The organism is Deltaproteobacteria bacterium (assembly GCA_013151235.1).
Lineage (GTDB): Bacteria > CG2-30-53-67 > CG2-30-53-67 > CG2-30-53-67 > CG2-30-53-67 > JAADIO01.
Genome location: JAADIO010000042.1, coordinates 1 through 19,123, shown reverse-complemented (window position 1 = coordinate 19,123; position 19,123 = coordinate 1). Strand labels below are relative to the sequence as shown.

Annotated in this window: 16 protein-coding genes; 7 read left to right on the top strand and 9 right to left on the bottom strand. The window is 54.6% G+C overall.

Annotated elements, in window-relative coordinates:
- Window positions 1–44: 44 nt before the first annotated feature.
- Both GXP58_08330 and rpsT read left to right on the top strand, forming a co-directional pair.
- Window positions 45–794 (top strand): rRNA pseudouridine synthase, encoded by a 750-nt coding sequence (locus GXP58_08330; GenBank protein ID NOY53612.1) that lies wholly within the window; start codon window positions 45–47, stop codon window positions 792–794.
- Between the two features lie 64 nt (window positions 795–858).
- Window positions 859–1,131 (top strand): 30S ribosomal protein S20, encoded by a 273-nt coding sequence (gene rpsT / locus GXP58_08325; GenBank protein ID NOY53611.1) that lies wholly within the window; start codon window positions 859–861, stop codon window positions 1,129–1,131.
- Here rpsT and holA read toward each other — a convergent pair.
- The 6 genes from holA to GXP58_08295 all read right to left on the bottom strand — a co-directional run bounded on the left by holA (window position 1,087) and on the right by GXP58_08295 (window position 8,294).
- The gene (holA, locus tag GXP58_08320) at window positions 1,087–2,130 is read right to left on the bottom strand and encodes a DNA polymerase III subunit delta (protein ID NOY53610.1); all 1,044 of its coding nucleotides are present in this window, start codon (window positions 2,128–2,130) and stop codon (window positions 1,087–1,089) included. The genes rpsT and holA overlap by 45 nt on opposite strands.
- A gap of 9 nt (window positions 2,131–2,139) precedes the next feature.
- Window positions 2,140–2,919 carry an acetoacetate decarboxylase family protein gene (locus GXP58_08315; GenBank protein ID NOY53609.1) on the bottom strand — a complete coding sequence of 260 codons (780 nt, stop codon included), beginning with the start codon at window positions 2,917–2,919 and terminating at the stop codon, window positions 2,140–2,142.
- Complete coding sequence (locus GXP58_08310) at window positions 2,916–3,377, bottom strand: DUF2062 domain-containing protein (GenBank protein ID NOY53608.1); 462 nt, start codon at window positions 3,375–3,377, stop codon at window positions 2,916–2,918. The genes GXP58_08315 and GXP58_08310 overlap by 4 nt, the downstream gene beginning before the upstream one ends.
- A 51-nt stretch (window positions 3,378–3,428) precedes the next feature.
- Window positions 3,429–4,625 (bottom strand): glucose-1-phosphate adenylyltransferase, encoded by a 1,197-nt coding sequence (glgC, locus tag GXP58_08305; GenBank protein ID NOY53607.1) that lies wholly within the window; start codon window positions 4,623–4,625, stop codon window positions 3,429–3,431.
- Between the two features lie 178 nt (window positions 4,626–4,803).
- Complete coding sequence (glnD, locus tag GXP58_08300) at window positions 4,804–7,572, bottom strand: [protein-PII] uridylyltransferase (GenBank protein NOY53606.1); 2,769 nt, start codon at window positions 7,570–7,572, stop codon at window positions 4,804–4,806.
- Window positions 7,569–8,294: a JAB domain-containing protein gene (locus GXP58_08295; GenBank protein NOY53605.1), complete on the bottom strand. Its 726-nt coding sequence runs from the start codon at window positions 8,292–8,294 to the stop codon at window positions 7,569–7,571. The genes glnD and GXP58_08295 overlap by 4 nt, the downstream gene beginning before the upstream one ends.
- Before the next feature lie 366 nt (window positions 8,295–8,660).
- On the opposite strand from GXP58_08295, the gene GXP58_08290 reads away from it, so the two are divergent.
- The 3 genes from GXP58_08290 (at window position 8,661) to acs (ending at window position 12,644) form a co-directional block, all read left to right on the top strand.
- On the top strand, window positions 8,661–9,665 hold the full coding sequence (locus tag GXP58_08290) for a hypothetical protein (GenBank protein ID NOY53604.1): 1,005 nt from the start codon (window positions 8,661–8,663) through the stop codon (window positions 9,663–9,665).
- A gap of 399 nt (window positions 9,666–10,064) precedes the next feature.
- The gene (locus GXP58_08285; GenBank protein NOY53603.1) at window positions 10,065–10,499 is read left to right on the top strand and encodes a response regulator; all 435 of its coding nucleotides are present in this window, start codon (window positions 10,065–10,067) and stop codon (window positions 10,497–10,499) included.
- 180 nt (window positions 10,500–10,679) lie between these two features.
- Window positions 10,680–12,644, top strand: coding sequence for an acetate--CoA ligase (gene acs / locus GXP58_08280; protein NOY53602.1), 1,965 nt, complete (start codon window positions 10,680–10,682; stop codon window positions 12,642–12,644).
- A gap of 113 nt (window positions 12,645–12,757) precedes the next feature.
- Here acs and GXP58_08275 read toward each other — a convergent pair whose 3' ends face one another.
- From GXP58_08275 to GXP58_08265, 3 genes are all read right to left on the bottom strand, one after another.
- The gene (locus tag GXP58_08275) at window positions 12,758–13,867 is read right to left on the bottom strand and encodes a deoxyhypusine synthase (protein ID NOY53601.1); all 1,110 of its coding nucleotides are present in this window, start codon (window positions 13,865–13,867) and stop codon (window positions 12,758–12,760) included.
- A gap of 128 nt (window positions 13,868–13,995) precedes the next feature.
- Window positions 13,996–15,033: a cytochrome-c peroxidase gene (locus GXP58_08270; GenBank protein NOY53600.1), complete on the bottom strand. Its 1,038-nt coding sequence runs from the start codon at window positions 15,031–15,033 to the stop codon at window positions 13,996–13,998.
- A 44-nt stretch (window positions 15,034–15,077) separates the two neighbouring features.
- The gene (locus GXP58_08265) at window positions 15,078–15,260 is read right to left on the bottom strand and encodes a hypothetical protein (GenBank protein ID NOY53599.1); all 183 of its coding nucleotides are present in this window, start codon (window positions 15,258–15,260) and stop codon (window positions 15,078–15,080) included.
- A gap of 696 nt (window positions 15,261–15,956) precedes the next feature.
- On the opposite strand from GXP58_08265, the gene GXP58_08260 reads away from it, so the two are divergent.
- Entirely contained in the window at window positions 15,957–16,661 is a 705-nt protein-coding gene (locus GXP58_08260; protein ID NOY53598.1) for a hypothetical protein, read from the top strand.
- Window positions 16,658–18,880: a response regulator gene (locus tag GXP58_08255; protein ID NOY53597.1), complete on the top strand. Its 2,223-nt coding sequence runs from the start codon at window positions 16,658–16,660 to the stop codon at window positions 18,878–18,880. Before GXP58_08260 ends, GXP58_08255 begins: the two co-directional genes overlap by 4 nt.
- The last annotated feature ends 243 nt before the right edge of the window (window positions 18,881–19,123 follow it).

The following is a 19,123-nucleotide window of genomic DNA, read 5'->3' as shown; positions in this document are numbered from 1 at the left end:
CTAATGGATCATAACATAATTCATTGACCCTTTACAGGTCAACTATGAATCAGAAAATCCGACTACAAAAGATCATCGCGAACGCCGGACTTGCCTCACGGCGTGAAGCGGAACGGCTCATCGTCGACGGGCAGGTTACGGTGAACGGAAAACGCGTCGTGGACCTCGGCACCAAGGTCGACCCGGAGGACAGCCACATCAAGGTCAAAGGGAAACTGATCCGGCCGGAAAGCCGCAAGGTCTACCTGATGCTCAACAAACCGGACGGATTTGTTACAACCATGAAAGACCCCGAAGGCCGTCCCACCGTGATCTCCCTGATCCACAGGATCAAGGAACGGGTCACACCCGTAGGAAGGCTTGATTTCCATACGGAAGGCCTGCTGCTGCTGACGAATGACGGCAACCTGGCCCAGGCCATTACCCATCCCGCATATCACCTTCCAAAGGTCTACCGGGCCAAGGTAAAGGGAAAACCCTCACCGGAAAAACTGCAAAAATTGCGCCGGGGCATCCGTCTCAAGGAAGGGATGACCGCCCCCATCGAGATTAAAAAAATCAAAAACCTGCCGGCCAATGTCATCCTGGAGATCACCCTCCATGAAGGGAAAAACCGGCAGATCCGGCGGATGTTTGAATCCATCGGTCACCCCATACTGAAACTGACCCGGACCCGGATCGGCCCCCTCCCGCTGGGATCCCTGGCCCCGGGAAAATTCCGGAAGTTAGATCCTTGGGAGGTGGAAAAGATGAAAACCGCCGTCCGGGAAAAACCCGTCCGGAAAAAATCTTGACATATCCCCTTTCAGAATGCTAATTTATTTAGCTTGAACAATTCATTTTTGGAGGAAGAATACATTGGCAAATCACAAGTCAGCGGCCAAAAGGGCCCGTCAAAACCTGAAGCGAAACGAACGCAACCGTCAGCAGCGGTCCCGGATGCGGACGATCCTAAAAAGTGCGGAAACGGCCATTGCACAAAAGGATGGTGAAAAGGCAAAGACCTGCCTCCTCGATGCGGTCAGGATTCTCGACAAAAGCGCATCCAAGGGCCTGATTCACAGAAACAAGGCGGCACGAAAGAAATCAATTCTCACGAAAAAGGTGAACCGGATCTCCGCCGGAGCATAACGCTTCGCCGCGGCAGATCCGGCAGATCAGAAGTTCCATGAGAGTCTCCGGCCGGTTGCAACTGCTTTTCAGCGCCGCATCCAGGGACAACAGTTCCTCATAGATCCCCTCCAGCGTTTCTCCGGTGAATCCTCTGCACTGTCTCAGGAAACGATCCCCCTGAAAACGGACCCCGAGGGCGGCAAGGATCTCCCGGTCCGTGGCTCCCTCCTCTTCCAGGCATTTTCCCTGGCGGAGTTTCCGTATCTTCGAGATCAGGATCGCGTGGAGGAGAACCGGCGGTGCGCCGTCCTCCGTAAGACGATGAAAAATCCGCAGGGCACCTTCGAGGTTGCGGTCCGCAAGGACATCAGCCAGCTCGAAAGGTGTGTACTCACGAGACTGACCGCTGATCCCGGCCACATCAGACAAATCAATCTCGCCCGTTTTCCCCCGGTAGAGCATCAGTTTGTCCAGTTCATTTTTGAGGATCTGCAACTCTCTGCCGTGGGCCTCATAGAGGAAACGGATCGCCTCCCGATCGATGCCGAAACCGTATGCCTTGAGATAGCCCCGGATCCACCGCTCCGTGGCCGCAGCATCATAGGGATGATAAAACCGTACGACCGGGAACTTCTTTTTCTGTAAACGGGCGTAGAACTTCTTGCGGAGATCGACCTTCTCCGCAAGAAGGACGAGCCACGTATTCTCCGACGTGTCTTCGAGGTAACCGAGGAAGAGGTTCCTGCCGGCATCATTCATCCGGTGAAAATCCTTCACGACAATCAGCTTGTTTGCAGCAAAAAGAGAGAAGGTCCGGAGAGACTGGAGAATCGAGGCGGGATCAGACTCTCCGCCATAAAAAATTTCTTCCTCCGGGGTCTCTCCCTGCCTTGTGGAGATGTTTTTTCGGATGCTGTTCAGTGCCTCGCCGATCAGCAATCTCTCTTCGCCATAGAGCAGGCAGATCGGAGGAATATTGCCTCTGCGGAGATCTTTTTGGAATTGGTCCGGTTTCATAAAAAGCCCCTAAACCACTACCGGTTTTCGCCGTTTTTCCCGTTGTGCGGCAAAAACCGATGGGGGGTTCTCAACGGAGTTTGGCTCGCGCCCAAGGTCGGTCGGCAAAGCACCGACACGAAAGATCCCCTCTGAAGCCCCTTCCTGGATCACGATGTTCTTTTCCGATTCCGGGGGATGCAACAGAATTTTTGTGGATTCCCACAAGGTCGTCATCAATTTCCGTTTCAGTCCGTATTCCGTCAAAGGACTCTCCGCAGGGATGTCAACCGATGAAGAGGAGAGATGAACACGGGCCGCATAGTCGGCATGGTAGGAGACCACCCCCCGTGAGCGGACATGGAAAAAGGGGAAGGAAACCCGGATGGGAAGTGTCAACCGATGTGAACTCAGTTGTATGGAAACAATCTTCTGCGTCCCGCAGAGTACATCCAGACCATAGTGTCCACCGTCCTCCCGCCATTCAAAAGAAGCACACTCTTTGCGCAGGCCCCAGGCCCCCCGGTATCCGGGAAGATCATCGAGGGACTCCACCATGGAAAAGGGGGCATAGAACCCCCGCCTCTTTCCATATCGAACAAGGGCCGGAAAGGCACTGAACTCGCTGAACGGGCCGACCTCTCCGGTCTGATAGAGGGCGGCATAGAGGCCGCCCAGCGTAGCCCCCGGAACCACTTCCGAGACCTCAAGGGGAGAGGGAACCAATTCCTCCGCTCGACGGGCCGGCACCAGATAGAAAATCATAATGCAGTATCCGCTGAGGCTCCACGGCGGTCTTGCACGATTCATGTCGTCCTCCGTCTTCTCTTATGCCGCTCCTGCAGAAAACGGAAGAGAGGCGCCGTCAGGAAATAGGCCACAACCGCCGCCGCACTTCCCAGGACCAGGCTGCCGACACTCAGAGGAAGCAGGAGGTTCCAACTCGTATGCAGGATCGCGGAAGGGGTCCTGGAAAGCCCCCGCAGATTGAGCGCCCCCCCCCCTAAAAGCCAATGGCCGACCAGATATTCCAACGGGAAGATAAAGGGAAGGGTGAGCGGGTTGCCGATCCAGGTCGCCAATGCAGCCATGATCTTGTTCCCTTCAAAAAACATGGACAAGGTGACGGCGAGAACCATATGAAACCCAAGGAGCGGAGTAAACCCGACAAAAACACCGATGGCCATTCCCCGTGCAAGTTCCGCCGGTTCACGGCGATATCGGACAAAGTGGAGGTAAAGATAACGAAGGCTCCTTGCAAACGTCACGGTCTCCACTCCCGATACAATTTCCCCTCCCCCTCATCCATCACAACCCCCTTAAACAATATGATCCGACTGCGTGATGACGGCAATCCCCGATTCCGTAACATGATAATGTTTGGCATCCTCTTCCGGATGAAAACCGATGATCGAATTGGGAGGAACCTTCACTCCTTTTTCGATGATCGCCTTTTTGATCTGCGAATGCCGTCCTAATTCCACATTGTCCATCAAAACGGACTGACTGATATTACAGAAACTGTTCACCCGCACATTGGCGCCGATGACTGAATTCCGGACCTTTCCGCCGCTGATGATGGAACCGCCACAAACGATGGAATCGAGCGCAACCCCCATCCGTCCGCCGGAATACTCCTGGGCGAAAACGAACTTGGCCGGCGGTTCCACCCCGGGGAAGGTCCGGATCGGCCAGTCCGAATCATAAAGATTGAAGACGGGGCTGACGGAAACAAGGTCCATGTTCGCTTCCCAGTAAGCATCAAGCGTCCCTACGTCTCTCCAGTATCCGGGTCGGTTTTTCTTTTTATTCCGGAAGGGGTAGGCATAGACATTCCGCTCACGTGTCATCTTGGGAATGATATTCTTTCCGAAATCATGAGAAGAATCTTTCCTGCCGGCATCCTCCTCCAGCTCCTTCATCAACGGAGGAAGACTGAAAACATAAACCCCGAGAGAAATGAGACAAACATCGGGATCCGTCGGAAGGGGGATCGGATCTGCCGGTTTCTCCTGGAACCCGATGATCCGATGATCAGCATCCACCTGGAGGACCCCGAATTCCCGGGCCTCATACTTGTCGATCTCCAGGGCCGCCACGGTGGCATCGGCTTTTTTTGCGATGTGTTCACGCAGCAGATCGGCGTAATCCATTTTGTAGACGTGGTCCCCGGACAGAACCAGAAGATACTTCGGATTTTCCTGTTTGATGGAATAGAAGTTCTGATAAATGGCATCAGCCGTCCCCTTGTACCAGGTCGCATCGACACGCTGCTGCGGCGGGATCGGAACGATGAATTCGTGCAGCTCATTGCTGAGAAATCCCCAGCCAAGCCGGATATGCCGTTCCAGGGAATAAGACTTGTATTGGGTCAGAACGAAGGCCCTTTTGATCCCGGAGTTGATACAATTACTGAGTGTAAAATCGATTATCCTGTATTTCCCGCCGAAAGGAACGGCCGGCTTGGCCCGGTCTACGGTCAACGGGAAGAGGCGGCTCCCCTTCCCGCCGGCCATAATGACGGCAAGTACATCACTTTTTTGCAAGGAGACTCGACCCTGGACCACCCGTTGTCCCTTCTACACGACTGCGGAGATTTGAACGTCCACTTCCACGGGACGTCTCAACCATCTTTCTCTTATAAATCAAAAATCTACACGAAAACCGCATCCGGGTCAAGACCGGAATCCCCCGCTACGCTTCTGCGGAATGCGTTTCCCGGCCCTGCGCCAGGGAGTCCAGAAGATGTTCCCGAATCCCGGCAAGCTTCTCCTCATCGGTGATCCGGTCTCCAAAAATGTCGGTCACATAAAAAGCATCGATGGCCCGGTCCATTTCAGTCGTAACCTTGGCGGAATGGATGTGAACCCCGACATCAGCCAATGCAGCCGTCATCCGATAAAGAAGCCCGATCCGGTCTTCCGCATAGACATCGATGACCGTATACTCTTCAGAGACTTCATTGTCGAACCGGACCCGGGGCGGAATTCTCCGCTTTGTTTTTTTCCTCAGATAGGAAGGCGGATAATGTTCCACCAGCATCTCTTCAACCCGCCGGGTCTTTTGCACCACAGCCCGAACGGCATCCCGGATCTCCTGACGATAGTTCGGATCTTCCCGCATCGATTCCTGAGGCGGGGCAATGTGAACACAATCGATCACTACCCCCCAACGGGTGGTCCCGATGCGAGCACCTAAGATATTGATCCCTTTCGAGGCCAGTATCCCTGCTATCCGGGAAAAAAGACCGGGAGTGTCGGAATCATAGGTACAGATATTCAATTCCGTAAATCCCTTTTCCGGAACATGTTCCCAATCGACCACCAGCCCCTCTTTTTCAACGGTCCGGATCATGGAGAGATGTTTCATGACCAACCGCTGCGGCGTGGAAAGGAGATAGGCCGGAGAAAAGCTGTTGAGAATTCGTTCGGTTTCTTCTTCGCCATAGAGATCCTTACCCTCTTTGAGGATCCGCTCCCGGATCTTTTTCAGAGAAACGGCCGAAATCTCCATCATAGACTGTCCGGCATCGGACTGGAGGAAATCCCGGGTACGGGAAAAAAGCTCCCGGAGAAGCGAATCTTTCCAGGGATTCCAGAGGTCCGGCCCCACCCCCCGGCTGTCGCAATAGGTCATCAGGGTCAGCATGCAAAGGCGTTCCCTGTTGCCCACAACACGGGCCAACTGGGCAATCAACTTGAGGTCGTGGAGATCTCTCCGCTGTGAGAGGTGGGCCATCACCAGGTGATTGCGAACAAGGAATTCCACGGTCCGCGCATCCTCCCGGGAGAGCCCCATACGATGCATGATTGCGGGGACCGCCTTCCCCCCGCGGTGAACATGCCCCGCGCCCATGGCCTTGCCGATATCATGCAGCAGAAGCGAGAGAAAGAGGAGCGCCGGGTTTCCCACTTCGCTGAAGAGGGAGGCATAGAACCGTTCGTCCGGATAGGGACTGCCGCGCAATCGTTCCAGATAATCGAGGGCCATCAGGGTGTGCTCATCCACCGTATAGGCATGGTAAATTTCATGCTGCACCAGGGCCGTCAGGGCACCGAACTCGGGGAGGTACTTGCCTAAAAAACGCAGCTCATGCATCCGCCGGAGGGTTGCAACAATCTTCTCTCCATGACCGAGGATCTGCAGAAAGAGTGTCGTCACTCGGTCGGAATTCCGGAATTCATGGTTCACCAGTCCCAGGGAGGAAAGGATCTTCTCGCGGGTGGCATCGGCAAGAGAGACCCGGTAGCGCTGCGACAGGGCAAAAATCTCCATGATCCGGGCCGGATCTTCCCGGAAGAAGTTCTCCCGTCCCTCCGGAACACAGAGTTGCCGGCCGACGATTGCAAACCCCGAACCGACCTTCTTCCTCTTCCAGGAAAAACCACCGAACCATTTCCGCTGCAGCGAGGCCGCGCAGCGGTTCACCAATAGAGAGGTCAGGTAATGGATATTCCGGGTGTGCAGATAGTAGCCCCGCATGCACCGTTCCACGGCCAATGTATGTTTAAAGTCGCGGTATTTGAGAAAGGTGGCAACCTCCTCTTGCATCTCCATCGAAAGCAGATCGTTACGACGACCGCTCACATAGTGCAGGTGGTTCCGCACCTTCCAGAGAAATTCCTTGGCATGACGGAGAATCTCCTCTTCTTTTCCGGAGACCACTCCTCGTTCCTGCAACTCTTCCAGTGAATTCACTCCATACTTGACCTTGGCAACCCAGAAGGCAGTGTGAATATCCCGCAGCCCCCCAACCCCTTCCTTGACATGGGGCTCTTTCATATAAAGGGAACCGCCGAACTTCTTGTGCCGATCATGAACATCGCCGATCTTCGTCCGCAGATAGGCCGCCGCATTACGGGGAAGGATCCGGGTGCATGAGGCGGAAAGAAAATCTTCAAAACAGTTACGGTCGCCGGCAAGAAAACGGGACTCCATCAGGGAAGTCTTGGCCTTGATGTCGGAGGCGGCCAGGGAGACGCAGTCGGAAATACTCCGGATCCCGTGACCGATATCGAGGTTCAAGTCCCACATGAGATAGAGACTGTTCTCCGACAGATTCCGGCTTACCGGATCAATTCCACCGCGGGTCAGAAACATGACATCAAGATCGGAATAGGGATTCAACTCTCCCCGCCCGTAGCCGCCGATCGCCAGCAGAGCACAGGAAACCTCTCCCGATTTCCGGTCGGTCAGGGTGTGGGCAAAGTCAAAAAGAAGAATCAGAACAGCGTCGGTCCATGCCGTAATCCGGTATACCACCTCGGCCCCTCCGGCACCGTCCAGATGGAGTTTCCGGATCTCTTCCCGCCCCTTCCGATGGGCCTCCTTCATGAACAAAACAAAGGCCTGCCGGTCCTTCATCTTTGAAAGAGAGAGATCTGCTCGAATGATCTTCTCCCGAAGGGATGCAAGATAATCCGCCCGGAACTTCTCCACCGGGTTCTCCGCGCCACCCGTCAACACCGCTCTCCTTTCCCGCTTCGCCCGGACTCCATCAGCCCCTGATCAACAAAACTGAAGTATTTCCCATCCCCCATCACGACATGATCAAGGACGGGGATCCCGATCATTTCACCCGCCTCCGACAGTCGACGGCTGATTTCAATATCTTCCCGGCTGGGAGAAGGATCCCCGCTGGGGTGATTGTGTACCAGAAGTACGGCAGCCGAAGATTCTCGGATCGCCGGCTCAAAGACTTCGCGGGGATGCACCGGACAGGAGGTCAGCCCCCCTTCCGAAACAGTCACGGTGCGGATCACCCGGTTCTTCCCATTCAAAAGCAGAACACGGAAGACCTCCTTTCGAAGGTCACGCATGTAGGGATGGCATGACTCGTACACATCCCGGCTCCCCCGAATCGGGTCCCCCTCTTTCAGGGGGAAGGCCTGGATTCTCCTTCCGAGTTCCAGCGCGGCCACAACCTGTGCCGCCTTGGCCATTCCGATCCCGGGCACCCGGCGAATCTCGTTCACACCGGCCCGCCCCAACTCCCTCAGATCCCGGAATCGGGTCAAGAGGTCCATGGCCACTCCGACGGCGCTTCGGCGGCTGTCCCCCGTTCGGAGGAGAATGGCAATCAATTGGGCATCGGAAAGGGATGCCGGGCCGAACCGGGAAAGTCTTTCCCGGGGACGTTCCTCCTCCGGCCACTCGGGGATGGGAAAATTCCTTTTCTGCAACATCTGCCGCTCCTTCCTTCCATAGAAAGAGTATCCAAATGCTTGCAAGGTAATCCATTCTCTTATATCACGTCAAGAAGATTAGCGCGAAGAAACACCCCGTTGGATCAGTCGAAAGGATTCTTTTCTGAGCGGTCCTGTTCAAAAATACGGTAACGCTCCAAGAAAGCCCGTTTGCGCGTACAGAGACAGACTACCGTATTTGTGAATAGACTGCGGCCCCTCCGGATACATCAAGACAGCTCCGGACAAAAAAAAGACCGGGACGGGCTTGACGATTCTCCGGACGGTCATATAATACAAAATGATATATCTTACATCGATCAAACAAGGGACCATCCTGCATTGTTTATCTGCGAAGGAGGTTCCATGATGAAACTCGTACGGGCCTGGGAGACTGGAAGCGCACGCCTCATCATCACCGTTCTGATCCTTGTCATTCTCTTCGGCGGGGGGGCCGTTGTCTACCACGTACACGACTTTACGGAAAACAACCCCAGATTCTGTGTCAGCTGCCACCTCATGCAGCAGGCCTATAACGCCTGGGCCGGCAGCGTACACAAAAACGTGAACTGTCATGAATGCCATTATGCCACCCGGGCCGAACGAAACCGGATGCTTCTGATGGCACTGATCAACAGACCGAAAGCCGTCGGTGACCGTCACGGCAAGGTCGTCGTCCCCTGGAAGATGTGCTTTAAATGTCACTGGGACAAGAAGAAAGGATACGAAAACGCGGAGGATATTGCAAAATCAGAGCTGCACGCCAAACATGTTTTCATTGAAAAGATTGAATGCTCAAAGTGCCACGGCTACATCAAGGACTCGAAGGAGAAGACCGGTCTCCATCAATTTCTCCCCAGCGGACGATTCTGTCTGAAATGTCATACCGGGAAGAAGGTCCACGGGCTCGGCATGGCCGGGCTGGCTTGTCTTGCCTGCCACACCGACAAAACGGAGAACATCCGGCCGGATCGCGGGAAATGCCTGACCTGTCACGGCAATGCCGAGATCCGGGCCCGAATCGCCCGGCTGGCTCCGACGGTAGACACCAGATACTTCACGCCGGATCCGGGAATGGTCAGGAAAGCCTCCAGCCTCGGCGTTGTGTTTCCGAAGAATGCGCCGATGATGTTCCGGTGTTATATCTGCCACAAGCCTCATGAAAAAGTCAGGCCGGGGATGTCCGACTGCCTGAAATGCCACCGAAAGATCCGGAAGGTCGGGGGACATTTCCTTCATATCAAGCAGGTCGGCATCCAATGTACGATATGCCACAAACCCCACCTGTGGAAGCTGACGAAAACAGCGGCACGAAAGACCTGCAGCCGGTGCCATCCGTACAAAGACCCCGATCTCTTCCTGCACCGTTAGGACCGCCCCTGCAGAAGAACAGGGTCCGGCAGCCGTCCCGAAAACTTTCCGCCAAACCGGACAGGGGAAAATCTTCTTCGGCCTAGACCCGCAATATCTACAATACCGCTTCTCTTCAGTCCCATTTCACCCCAGCCCCAACGTTTCCTACCCTTGGTTAACCTCTTGAATCTTAAAAGATTTCAGATCAACTCGGGAGAACCGTCTCAAAATGTCTCATCTCGCAGGACCCGTCCGGCAAGCATTTCCCCATACACAGGGATGAAGTCAGCCAAAACAACCGGTTAGAGCTCTCAACCGGCACATCCCTTTCGGCACAATACTTGCATTTAAAAACAGTTACAGCGGAAGACCGGGAACATCTTTATTTGGAACATCCAATGCAGGACGTGACAACGGATGAAGCCGCAGAAAGCAAGGGAAAAAGGTCGTTTGACCATTCTGATCGTCGATGACGATGAGGAGATGGGACGTCTCATCAAGAAAGTACTGGACCGAGAGGATTACCATGTGAAAGTAGCCGAAAACGCAACCGCCGGGTTGATCCTTCTGCAGGAGTGCCCTTTTGACCTGGTCATCAGTGATTTTCGAATGCCGGGAATGAGCGGCATTGAACTGATCCGGGAAGCGAGGAAGATCTCACCCCATACCCAGTTGATTCTGATTACGGCTTTCGGCGATGTCCAAACCTATCTGGACGCTATGGGCGCCGGCGCATTTGAGTATATCAACAAACCAATCAAGATGAATGATTTGAAGGCTGTGATCCGAAAAGCCTCGGACGCTCTCTATCCTGGGCAGGGCAGTGTTTTTCAGGAAGGATCCACACCCTGAAAACCTCCGGAAAAAACTTCTTTATCCCACCGCAAAAATCGCTATAATGGATAAAGGGAGCATGACTGTTTCCCTGCTTTCCCAATCGATCCATCGTTGAAATCCGGACCCCCGGAATGCTTTTATCTTTTTCCCTCTCCGCAAAGGAGAGCGAAGAAAAGGAGAAAGGAGAGAGCCGCTATGAGTGATGTCACCGCTGCGAGAAACAGATTCCCGGTACCCGAGGCCTTTGCCTCAAAAGCTCACGTCAATGCTCAACAATACGAAATGATGTATGAAGAATCGATCCGGAATCCCGACGGTTTCTGGGGAAAGGTAGCGGAACGTCTCGACTGGTTCCGAAAATGGGACAAGGTCACCGACTCCGATTTCGTAAATGCAAAAATAGGTTTTTTTACCGGCGGCAAACTCAACGTCAGTTACAACTGCCTTGATCGTCACCTCAAGGGGCCCCGGAAAGACAAGGTCGCCCTGATCTGGGAAGGAGACGATCCGTCACAGACCCGTAAAATCACCTATACCGAACTGCACCGCGAGGTCTGCCGCTTCGCCAACGTCCTGAAAAAACGGGGCATCCGCAAGGGGGACCGCGTCACGATCTACCTTCCGATGATTCCGGAACTGGCCGTGGCAATGCTCGCCTGCGCCCGAATCGGTGCGATCCACAGCGTGATCTTCGGAGGCTTCAGCCCCGACGCCATCCGGGACCGTGTCATCGATTGCGGCGCCGTCATGATGATCACCTCCGATGTAGGATATCGCGGCACCAAGGTGATCCCGCTGAAGAAAAATACCGACACCGCCATGGCCCGGTGCGACGGGATCCGCACCTGCATCGTCGTCAACCGCTCCGGAAAACATTCCGCCGAGATGAAGGAAGGCCGGGACCTCTGGTGGGAAGAGGAAATCGCTGCACAGGACATCTCCGACGATTGCCCGCCGGAAGAGATGGACGCCGAAGATCCGCTCTTCATTCTCTACACCTCCGGATCCACGGGCAAGCCGAAAGGGGTCATGCATACCACCGGCGGCTATCTCGTCTATACCAGTTACAGCCATGAAATAATCTTCGACCTGAGGGAAGAAGACATCTACTGGTGTACCGCCGATATCGGCTGGATCACAGGGCACAGTTATATCGTCTACGGTCCGCTCGCCAACGGGGCAACCTCCATCGTCTTTGAAAGTGTGCCGAACTATCCAACCTGGAGCCGATTCTGGGATGTCGTCGACCGTTACCGGGTCTCGATCTTCTATACCGCTCCAACGGCCATCCGGGCCATTATCCGGCAGGGAGAAAAACATCTTGAGAACAACAAGCTGACCAGTCTCAGGCTGCTCGGTACGGTCGGAGAACCGATCAATCCGGAGGCATGGCTCTGGTACCACGACAAGGTCGGCAAAGGGAGATGCCCCATCGTCGACACCTGGTGGCAGACCGAAACCGGAGGGATTCTCATCACCCCCCTCCCCGGCGCAATGGAGCTGAAACCGGGATCGGCGAACCGTCCCTTCTTCGGCGTCGCACCTGTGATTCTCGATCAGGAAGGGAACGAATTAGAAGGGGAAGCAAGCGGTCTGCTCGCAATCAAACAGCCCTGGCCCGGAATGATGCGGGGGGTTTTCGGGGATCAGCAGCGTTTCTTTGACACCTATTTTGCCGCCTATCCCGGCTACTATCTGACCGGTGACGGTGCCCGAAGAGATGCCGATGGCGACTACTGGATCACCGGACGGGTGGACGATGTCATCAACGTCTCCGGTCATCGGATCGGCACTGCCGAGGTTGAATCGGCCCTGGTACTCCACCGGGTTGTCGCTGAAGCGGCCGTCGTCGGCTTTCCCCATGACATCAAGGGACAGGGGATCTATGCCTATGTGACGCTGAATGACGGTGAGAAACCGACGGAAGAATTGAAGAAGGAATTGGTGCAACTGGTCCGGAAGGAGATCGGCCCCATCGCCACACCCGATGTGATTCACTGGGCCCCGGCCCTTCCGAAGACAAGAAGCGGAAAAATCATGCGGCGCATCCTCAGGAAGATCGCAAGCCTCGAAATCGACCAGTTGGGCGATACCTCCACCCTGGCCGATCCGAACGTACTCAAGACCCTGATTGCAGACCGGAAGGCCATGGCGGACTGATCCCTCTCCGAAAACCGCACATCCTTCCGGCTCACCCGCCGGAAGGGTGTGCTTCCACCATGGTCATTACTTTTCTCCTTTGACTTTGCCTCTTTCCCGTTTCCCCGGAGACCTCAATACAGCTGGGACTGGAACTTCTCCGGCAGATCCTTTTTGAGGTAGGCAAGCATCTCCTCCCGCCGGTCATAGAGACGCCGGAAGGACCTCTTTTCATGACGGGCATGGACATAGGCGGTCAGAATCGGAAGGGCAACGGTCGTATCGAGATAGGCTACGACCGAATCGGGAAGCCGGTCGGGATCAACCTTGCCCCAGGAGACCGCCTCGGAAGGGGTGGCGCCGGAGAGCCCCCCCGTATCGGGACGCGCATCGGTCACCTGCAGGAAGTAGTCGTGACCGGATTCCTGAAGCCCGAAGATCTCCTGAATCTGCGGCTCCGTCTGCAACACGAAGTTCTTCGGGGATCCGCCCCCCATCATCACCAGCCCATTTTTGAGGCCGGTCTTCTTGGCATGATAGATGATGGCCGTCGTCTCGTTCACATCCAGGGAGGAATCGATCCTCGGACCGATCCCCTTCATGTTGAGGGCGGCGATGTTCATCCCGATGGAGGAGTCCCCCGGCGAGGAGGTGAAAACGGGGACCCCCTGCTGATAGGCCGCCGAAAGAAGACTCACCGTGCCGAGACCGAGTGCCCGCTCCCGCTCGGAGACATATTTCCCGATCAGGTAGTGAAGTTCCGCCGTGCCCATCTCCTTCTGGAATTCAGGAAGGGAGAGGATTTCGTAGAAAAACTTGTCCGTCCGCAGGAGTACGTCGAAAGAGAAGAGGATGTCGTAAATCCGGACGACCTCCTTTTCCCGGAGACGTGTATCATCAACGAAAGGCGTTCCCCGGTGCAGATCGAGACCGATCCCGAAGTGGGTATCGTGATACAGGTTCGCTCCGGTAGAGACGATCCAGTCGACAAAGCCCATCTCGATCCAGGGGATGATGCAGGAGCGCCCCAGCCCGGCCGGCGTCAGCGCCCCGGAAAGGCTCAAACCGACCGTGACATCATCGGCCAGGATCTTTTCGTTCAAAAGACGGCAGGCCTCCCGGAGACGTCCTGCATTGTAGGCCAGAAAGGTTCGGTCTACGAGATCGGCAACGGTTTCCGATCCGTCGATCCCGTCCGGTGCAATGGGGCGGCCTGAAAGATACGGATTTTGCTCCTCAGACATAAAATTCTCCCGATAAAATTCTGTGGAAAATTAACAGGAGCCGCCCCCCGTTGTCAAGCCGCTTTCATGTCAAAACAGGAGAATATCATGAAAAGCGGAAGCCTGAAATCCCCCGGGACAAAAACGGATCAATCGATCTTCGGCCTGGGTGTTTTGTCCGTCACCGCAGGCAGGACAGGATACTCCACCCGGGGTTGGGCCCCGGTGGTGGCCTTGAGGAACCGGACGATTTTTCCCACCTCCTCATCGGTCAGGGAAAGGCCGAGCTGGGCCGTTGCCATAATCCTGACCGCGTCCTTCAGACTCCAGACCTTTCCGGAATGGAAGTAAGGCGGCGTCAGGACAACATTTCGGAGGGAGGGAACCTTGAAGACATGGGCATCGGACTTGATACCGGTCACCTTGAGACGACCTTCGTCGCCGGCCATGAGGTCTGCATCAGGCTTTTCCACCACGCCGAAGGGAAAATAGGCGGAACCGCCGATATTCATCCCGTTGTGGCAGCCGCTGCACCCCCGGTCGATGAAGAGTTGCAATCCCTCTTTCTCCCCGATATCCAGGGCATGGGAATTACCCTTCAGGTACTGGTCAAAAGGGGAGTCCGGGGTCAGCAGGGTCGCCTCAAAGGTCTCAATGGCCCGGGCCATGTTATCAAAGGTCACGGGGCCGGGCTTCCCGGGAAAGGCCTGCTGAAAGAGATCCACGTATTCCGGCATGCTTTTCAGAACGGAGATCACCCGTTCAGGCGTGCTGTTCATCTCGACCGATGCCTGCACCGGCCCCTTGGCCTGTTCTTTCAGGTCCGGCGCCCGGCCGTCCCAGAACTGGGCGATATTAAAAACAGCATTGAATACCGTCGGGGCATTTCTCGGCCCCTTCCGCCAACCATGCCCGACCGAGGTCTCCTGAAAGTCGATCCCGCCCATACCGAGATTGTGGCAGGTGTTGCAACTGATCAGGGCACTTGATGAGAGACGGGGATCAAAATAGAGAATCCTGCCTAACTTCACCTTCTCCGGCGTAATAGGATTTTTCTTCAAAACCGGAACGGTGGTCGGGATTGGTTTGAAGAGGGTTTGCGCCCTTTTCATCAGGTTATCCGATCCCCATCCCGGAACGGAACAAGTCAACAGCAGAAGCAGGACCACGGTCAAGATTCGTTTCATTCTTTCCTCCTTTCATCCGTACTGACGGATTCCGCCTTTCGTGATCAGATCCCGGCTCCCCGTAATCCCTCAGGGTCCCGGGAGAGAAGCCGGTCCAGCAGCTCCTTCAATTCAGTAACCTGATAGGGTTTGGTGAGGAGACCGCAGAACCCTTCATTTTGATAGTCTTCCAGGAAGAGTTCATTGACGTAACCGCTGGCGAGGACCGCCTTGACGGCAGGGTCCATTGCGCCCCCTTGCCGCCCGGAATAGTCAGATCAAGAATGACCGCCGCAAAAGGACGTTTCCGATCGGCCGCTTTCCGATAACGGTCCAGGGCTTCCGTTTCGTCCCCAACGGTCGTCAGCTCATAGCCAAGCCGCTGCCGGGCGGGCTTTCCACTCCGGGAAAAGGTCAACAGACGTGACGTCAGATCCTTGGCCTTCAGGCAGGAATCAACGGCATCGGCGAGACGTTCGGCAGGACTCGCTTCGGAAGGACGACTCACTTTCGCCAAAGAGACATTTCCCATGATTACCGTAAGAAGATTGTTGAAATCATGGGCTCTTCCCGCCTTTCCGCTTCTCAGGAATCCTTTCGGGATGTTTTGTATAAGATGCACCATGGATAGGTAACTATCATACAACAAATTCCGGAGATGACAAGCAAACTCCCGCGATTCCGATCTTTTTACGTTGCCCAGATGGCTGCATAACAACGATAATCAATTCCTTCGATGTGCTATAAATTCTTCTCCGACCTCGAACTTATCACGCCTTGTCCTTCGGGCAAGCAGAAGCAACCCGCTCAGTCACGAAATGCCTTGACATCCTTCGTAATTCTTCACTAATATGTAGAAAAAATGACCTTTCATTCAATCACCGATATTTTCATGCAAAAGGTTCACCATGGAGGAAGATTTCGTCACAATTCAAGGAGAGACAATGAAAGTTCGCTTGATTTTATCATTTTTTATCGGGTTGATTCTGTTTTTCATCCCGTTCCCCGCATCAGCAATCTCGGGGGATAATATCCGGCTGAATGCCTATGTCGATTCCCGGGCAACGCATGATAACTCAAAGGAAAACAAGTTCAGCGCCCGCACACACCACTTGGGTCTTGTACTGAATGCGCTCCAACAAAAGACGCGGCTTTACAGCGAGCTGGACCGGAAGGATACTCCTGAGCTTTGCTTCCGGGATCGGAAGTACGATCCTGCAAAATCCATGGACGACACCAAAAACCAAGTCCTGGCAGTCTGGGTCAGATACCTCTATACCCCAAAGCTCAACATCACCGCCGGGAAATTTCTCAGCCCGCTCTCCTTATATAATCAACGACATTACCCAATCCTGAATGTTAGTATTCACCGATCGCTCGGTGCGGAAGTCGTTCCGGACGATTCACTCATCGGGATCCAACCCGATGGAGCCTTCTCGGTCGGAAAATGGCAAATGCGGTATTGTTCCGGCATCGTTCAAGACTGGACCAGCCAGAGGACAGCCATCGGTTATGTGACAGCGGATCTCTTGAAGAATTCCCCGCAAAGCGGAAAAGTACGGATTATCTTTCTCTGCAAAGGAGAAAAAGAGTTGACCGGAGAACGATCCTCCCACCACGGTACAAACGCAGGCGGGACAGGACCATGAAAAAGAACCATTGGCTCGATCCATCACTGAAAACCCTGCTCCTCGGAACGATTACCCTGACCTTTCTGATCTTTGCCTCCCTGCTCATTTACTTCGACTCCCGTAACGCGAAGATCATCTTCCATGCCGCTTTCCACCATGAACAAAAAGAAAAGGGTGAAATCCTCGCCGAGGCCATCGCGAACGCGCTGGAAACAAACGACTTTACCGGGCTCTACCGGGTCAGCCGGAAAATGACGCGGACAAAAGATGATCCCGACATTCAGGGAATCACGATCTACGGAAAAGAAGGAAGGCGGATCGTCCATTACCCTATAAACATAAACGACCCGCACGCAAACGTTGAAACGATCTCCTATCCTCTGTTGGGAAACGAAGGGAACAGACTCGGCCGTCTCGATCTGCAGTTCTCCTACAAGACCGTCGACGCCCTGATTCGTCAGGACATAACCGAAATCATTACGGTTGTCACGATCCTGACCCTGATCTTCATGGGGCTCACCCTCCTGCTGATCCATCGCGTCGCGACGGATCCGATCGACCGGCTGAGCAGCGCTCTTACGGCCCAGACCGGATCCAGAGAGAACAGGACGGTCATTCCCTACCAGGACCGGAACGACGAAATCGGAAGGCTGGCACGGACCTTCCAGGATGTCTTCGGAACTCTTTCCCGCACAACGGACCACCTGCGAAAAAGCCAGGCACAGATGCAGGCAATTATGGATAACTCCCCCGCCATTGTAACCCTCAAACAACACGACGGTACCTACATCATGGCCAACCGGCAGTTCGAAACCCTCTTCGGAAAAACCACCGGTGAGATCCTCGGGAAGAGCTGTTACGATTTTTGTTCACGGGAAGTTGCCGACGAGCTGACCGAACACGACCGGGAGGTCCTCCGATCAGGTAATCCAGTACACCATGAAGAGCAGTTTTTCGTCGGAGAAAATGAACATGTTTTTCTCACCGTCCGGTTTCTTCTGCCCTCCAGGGAAGATGACCACTCTACGATCTGTGCAATCTCCACGGAAATCACCAGTCTGAAACAGATGCAGATCGATCAGGTTAAACTGGAAGAACAGCTCCGGCAGGCACAGAAACTCGAATCGATCGGACAGTTGGCCGGCGGTGTTGCCCATGACTTCAATAACATGCTCACCGGCATGATCGGCTTTTCCACCCTGGCCCTGCGGGATATGCCGGAAGAACACCCGGTCCGAAAGTACCTGGAGATCATCAAGGAGACGGGAGAACGGGCGGCAAGCCTGACCAACCAGCTCCTCGCCTTCAGCAGGAAACAGGTCCTGGAGATGCAGCAGATTCAGCTCAATGAGCTCTTCCGGGACCTCTCGAAAATGCTGAAACGACTGCTCGGAGAACATGTTCATATCGAACTGGCGCTTGATCCGGATCTTCCTCCGATCCTGGCCGACCCCACCCAGATGGAACAGATTCTAATGAACCTGACGGTGAACGCCCGGGACGCCATGCCGAAAGGAGGATGGATCAAAATTCGTACGACTTATACGGAGGTCAGCCCCCATGAGGCCCGTGCCATGGGAGAGATCAAAGCGGGTAATTATGTTCGTGTTACGGTAGAAGATACCGGGGAAGGGATGACTCCGGAAGTCCAGGAAAGGATCTTCGAACCTTTCTTTACCACAAAAAGCGTCGGTCAGGGAACCGGCCTCGGCCTCTCCACGGTCTATGGGATCGTCAAACAACACAAGGGGCATATTGTTGTAGAAAGTGAAGTCGGAAAAGGAACACGTTTTTCCCTTTATTTCTTCCCCTACCGGACGCAGATTGAATCACCGGCCGACGAGGTGGAAGAAAATGAAACGGCCCGTAAAGGGGCGGGCACGATCCTGGTCGTTGACGATGAGAAGATCATCCGGGAATTCACGAAAGCTACCCTCGCCCCGCTGGGATACCGGATTGTGACCGCCGACAGCGGAAGAGAAGCGCTCCTGCACATTGAAGAAATTGGGGAAATTGATCTCCTTCTCACGGACATGGTCATGCCCGGCATGGGCGGAAAGGAACTGGCAGAAGCAGTCCAACACAAACAGCCCGGGATCAAGGTCCTCTTCATGACCGGCTACTCCTCGGCACAACCTCCCCTCGACAAAGACAATCACGAAACGGACCTGATCCTGAAGCCTTTAACACCGGAAGCACTGGCGGAGAAGATCCGGACGATGCTCCAGGAAGAGTAGAAACCGAGCGGCCCGTTTCCCGCTGGATCCGCTCCAAGAATCACGATTCAGGCAAATACTTGATGAAGTCGTAAAAAATCACGAAGCCTTTCGACCCTTCGGCCGGCTCAGGACAGGCCCTTCGATGCTTCGATAAACTCAGCACAGGCCCACTCAGGACGAACGGTGTAAGTTATTGATATTCCGTTTGTGTGGTTCGGCGAGCTTCCGGGCATGTGGTTCGGAAAGTTTAATGGACCGTTC

Bases quoted from the DNA above. Each gene is read 5' to 3' on its own strand.
- GXP58_08330 (NOY53612.1), top strand. From the start codon at position 45: ATGAATCAGAAAATCCGACTACAAAAGATCATCGCGAACGCCGGACTT.
- holA (NOY53610.1), bottom strand. From the start codon at position 2,130: ATGAAACCGGACCAATTCCAAAAAGATCTCCGCAGAGGCAATATTCCT.
- GXP58_08315 (NOY53609.1), bottom strand. From the start codon at position 2,919: ATGAATCGTGCAAGACCGCCGTGGAGCCTCAGCGGATACTGCATTATG.
- glgC (NOY53607.1), bottom strand. From the start codon at position 4,625: ATGGCCGGCGGGAAGGGGAGCCGCCTCTTCCCGTTGACCGTAGACCGG.
- GXP58_08295 (NOY53605.1), bottom strand. From the start codon at position 8,294: ATGTTGCAGAAAAGGAATTTTCCCATCCCCGAGTGGCCGGAGGAGGAA.
- GXP58_08290 (NOY53604.1), top strand. From the start codon at position 8,661: ATGATGAAACTCGTACGGGCCTGGGAGACTGGAAGCGCACGCCTCATC.
- GXP58_08285 (NOY53603.1), top strand. From the start codon at position 10,065: ATGAAGCCGCAGAAAGCAAGGGAAAAAGGTCGTTTGACCATTCTGATC.
- acs (NOY53602.1), top strand. From the start codon at position 10,680: ATGAGTGATGTCACCGCTGCGAGAAACAGATTCCCGGTACCCGAGGCC.
- GXP58_08275 (NOY53601.1), bottom strand. From the start codon at position 13,867: ATGTCTGAGGAGCAAAATCCGTATCTTTCAGGCCGCCCCATTGCACCG.
- GXP58_08270 (NOY53600.1), bottom strand. From the start codon at position 15,033: ATGAAACGAATCTTGACCGTGGTCCTGCTTCTGCTGTTGACTTGTTCC.
- GXP58_08265 (NOY53599.1), bottom strand. From the start codon at position 15,260: ATGGACCCTGCCGTCAAGGCGGTCCTCGCCAGCGGTTACGTCAATGAA.
- GXP58_08260 (NOY53598.1), top strand. From the start codon at position 15,957: ATGAAAGTTCGCTTGATTTTATCATTTTTTATCGGGTTGATTCTGTTT.
- GXP58_08255 (NOY53597.1), top strand. From the start codon at position 16,658: ATGAAAAAGAACCATTGGCTCGATCCATCACTGAAAACCCTGCTCCTC.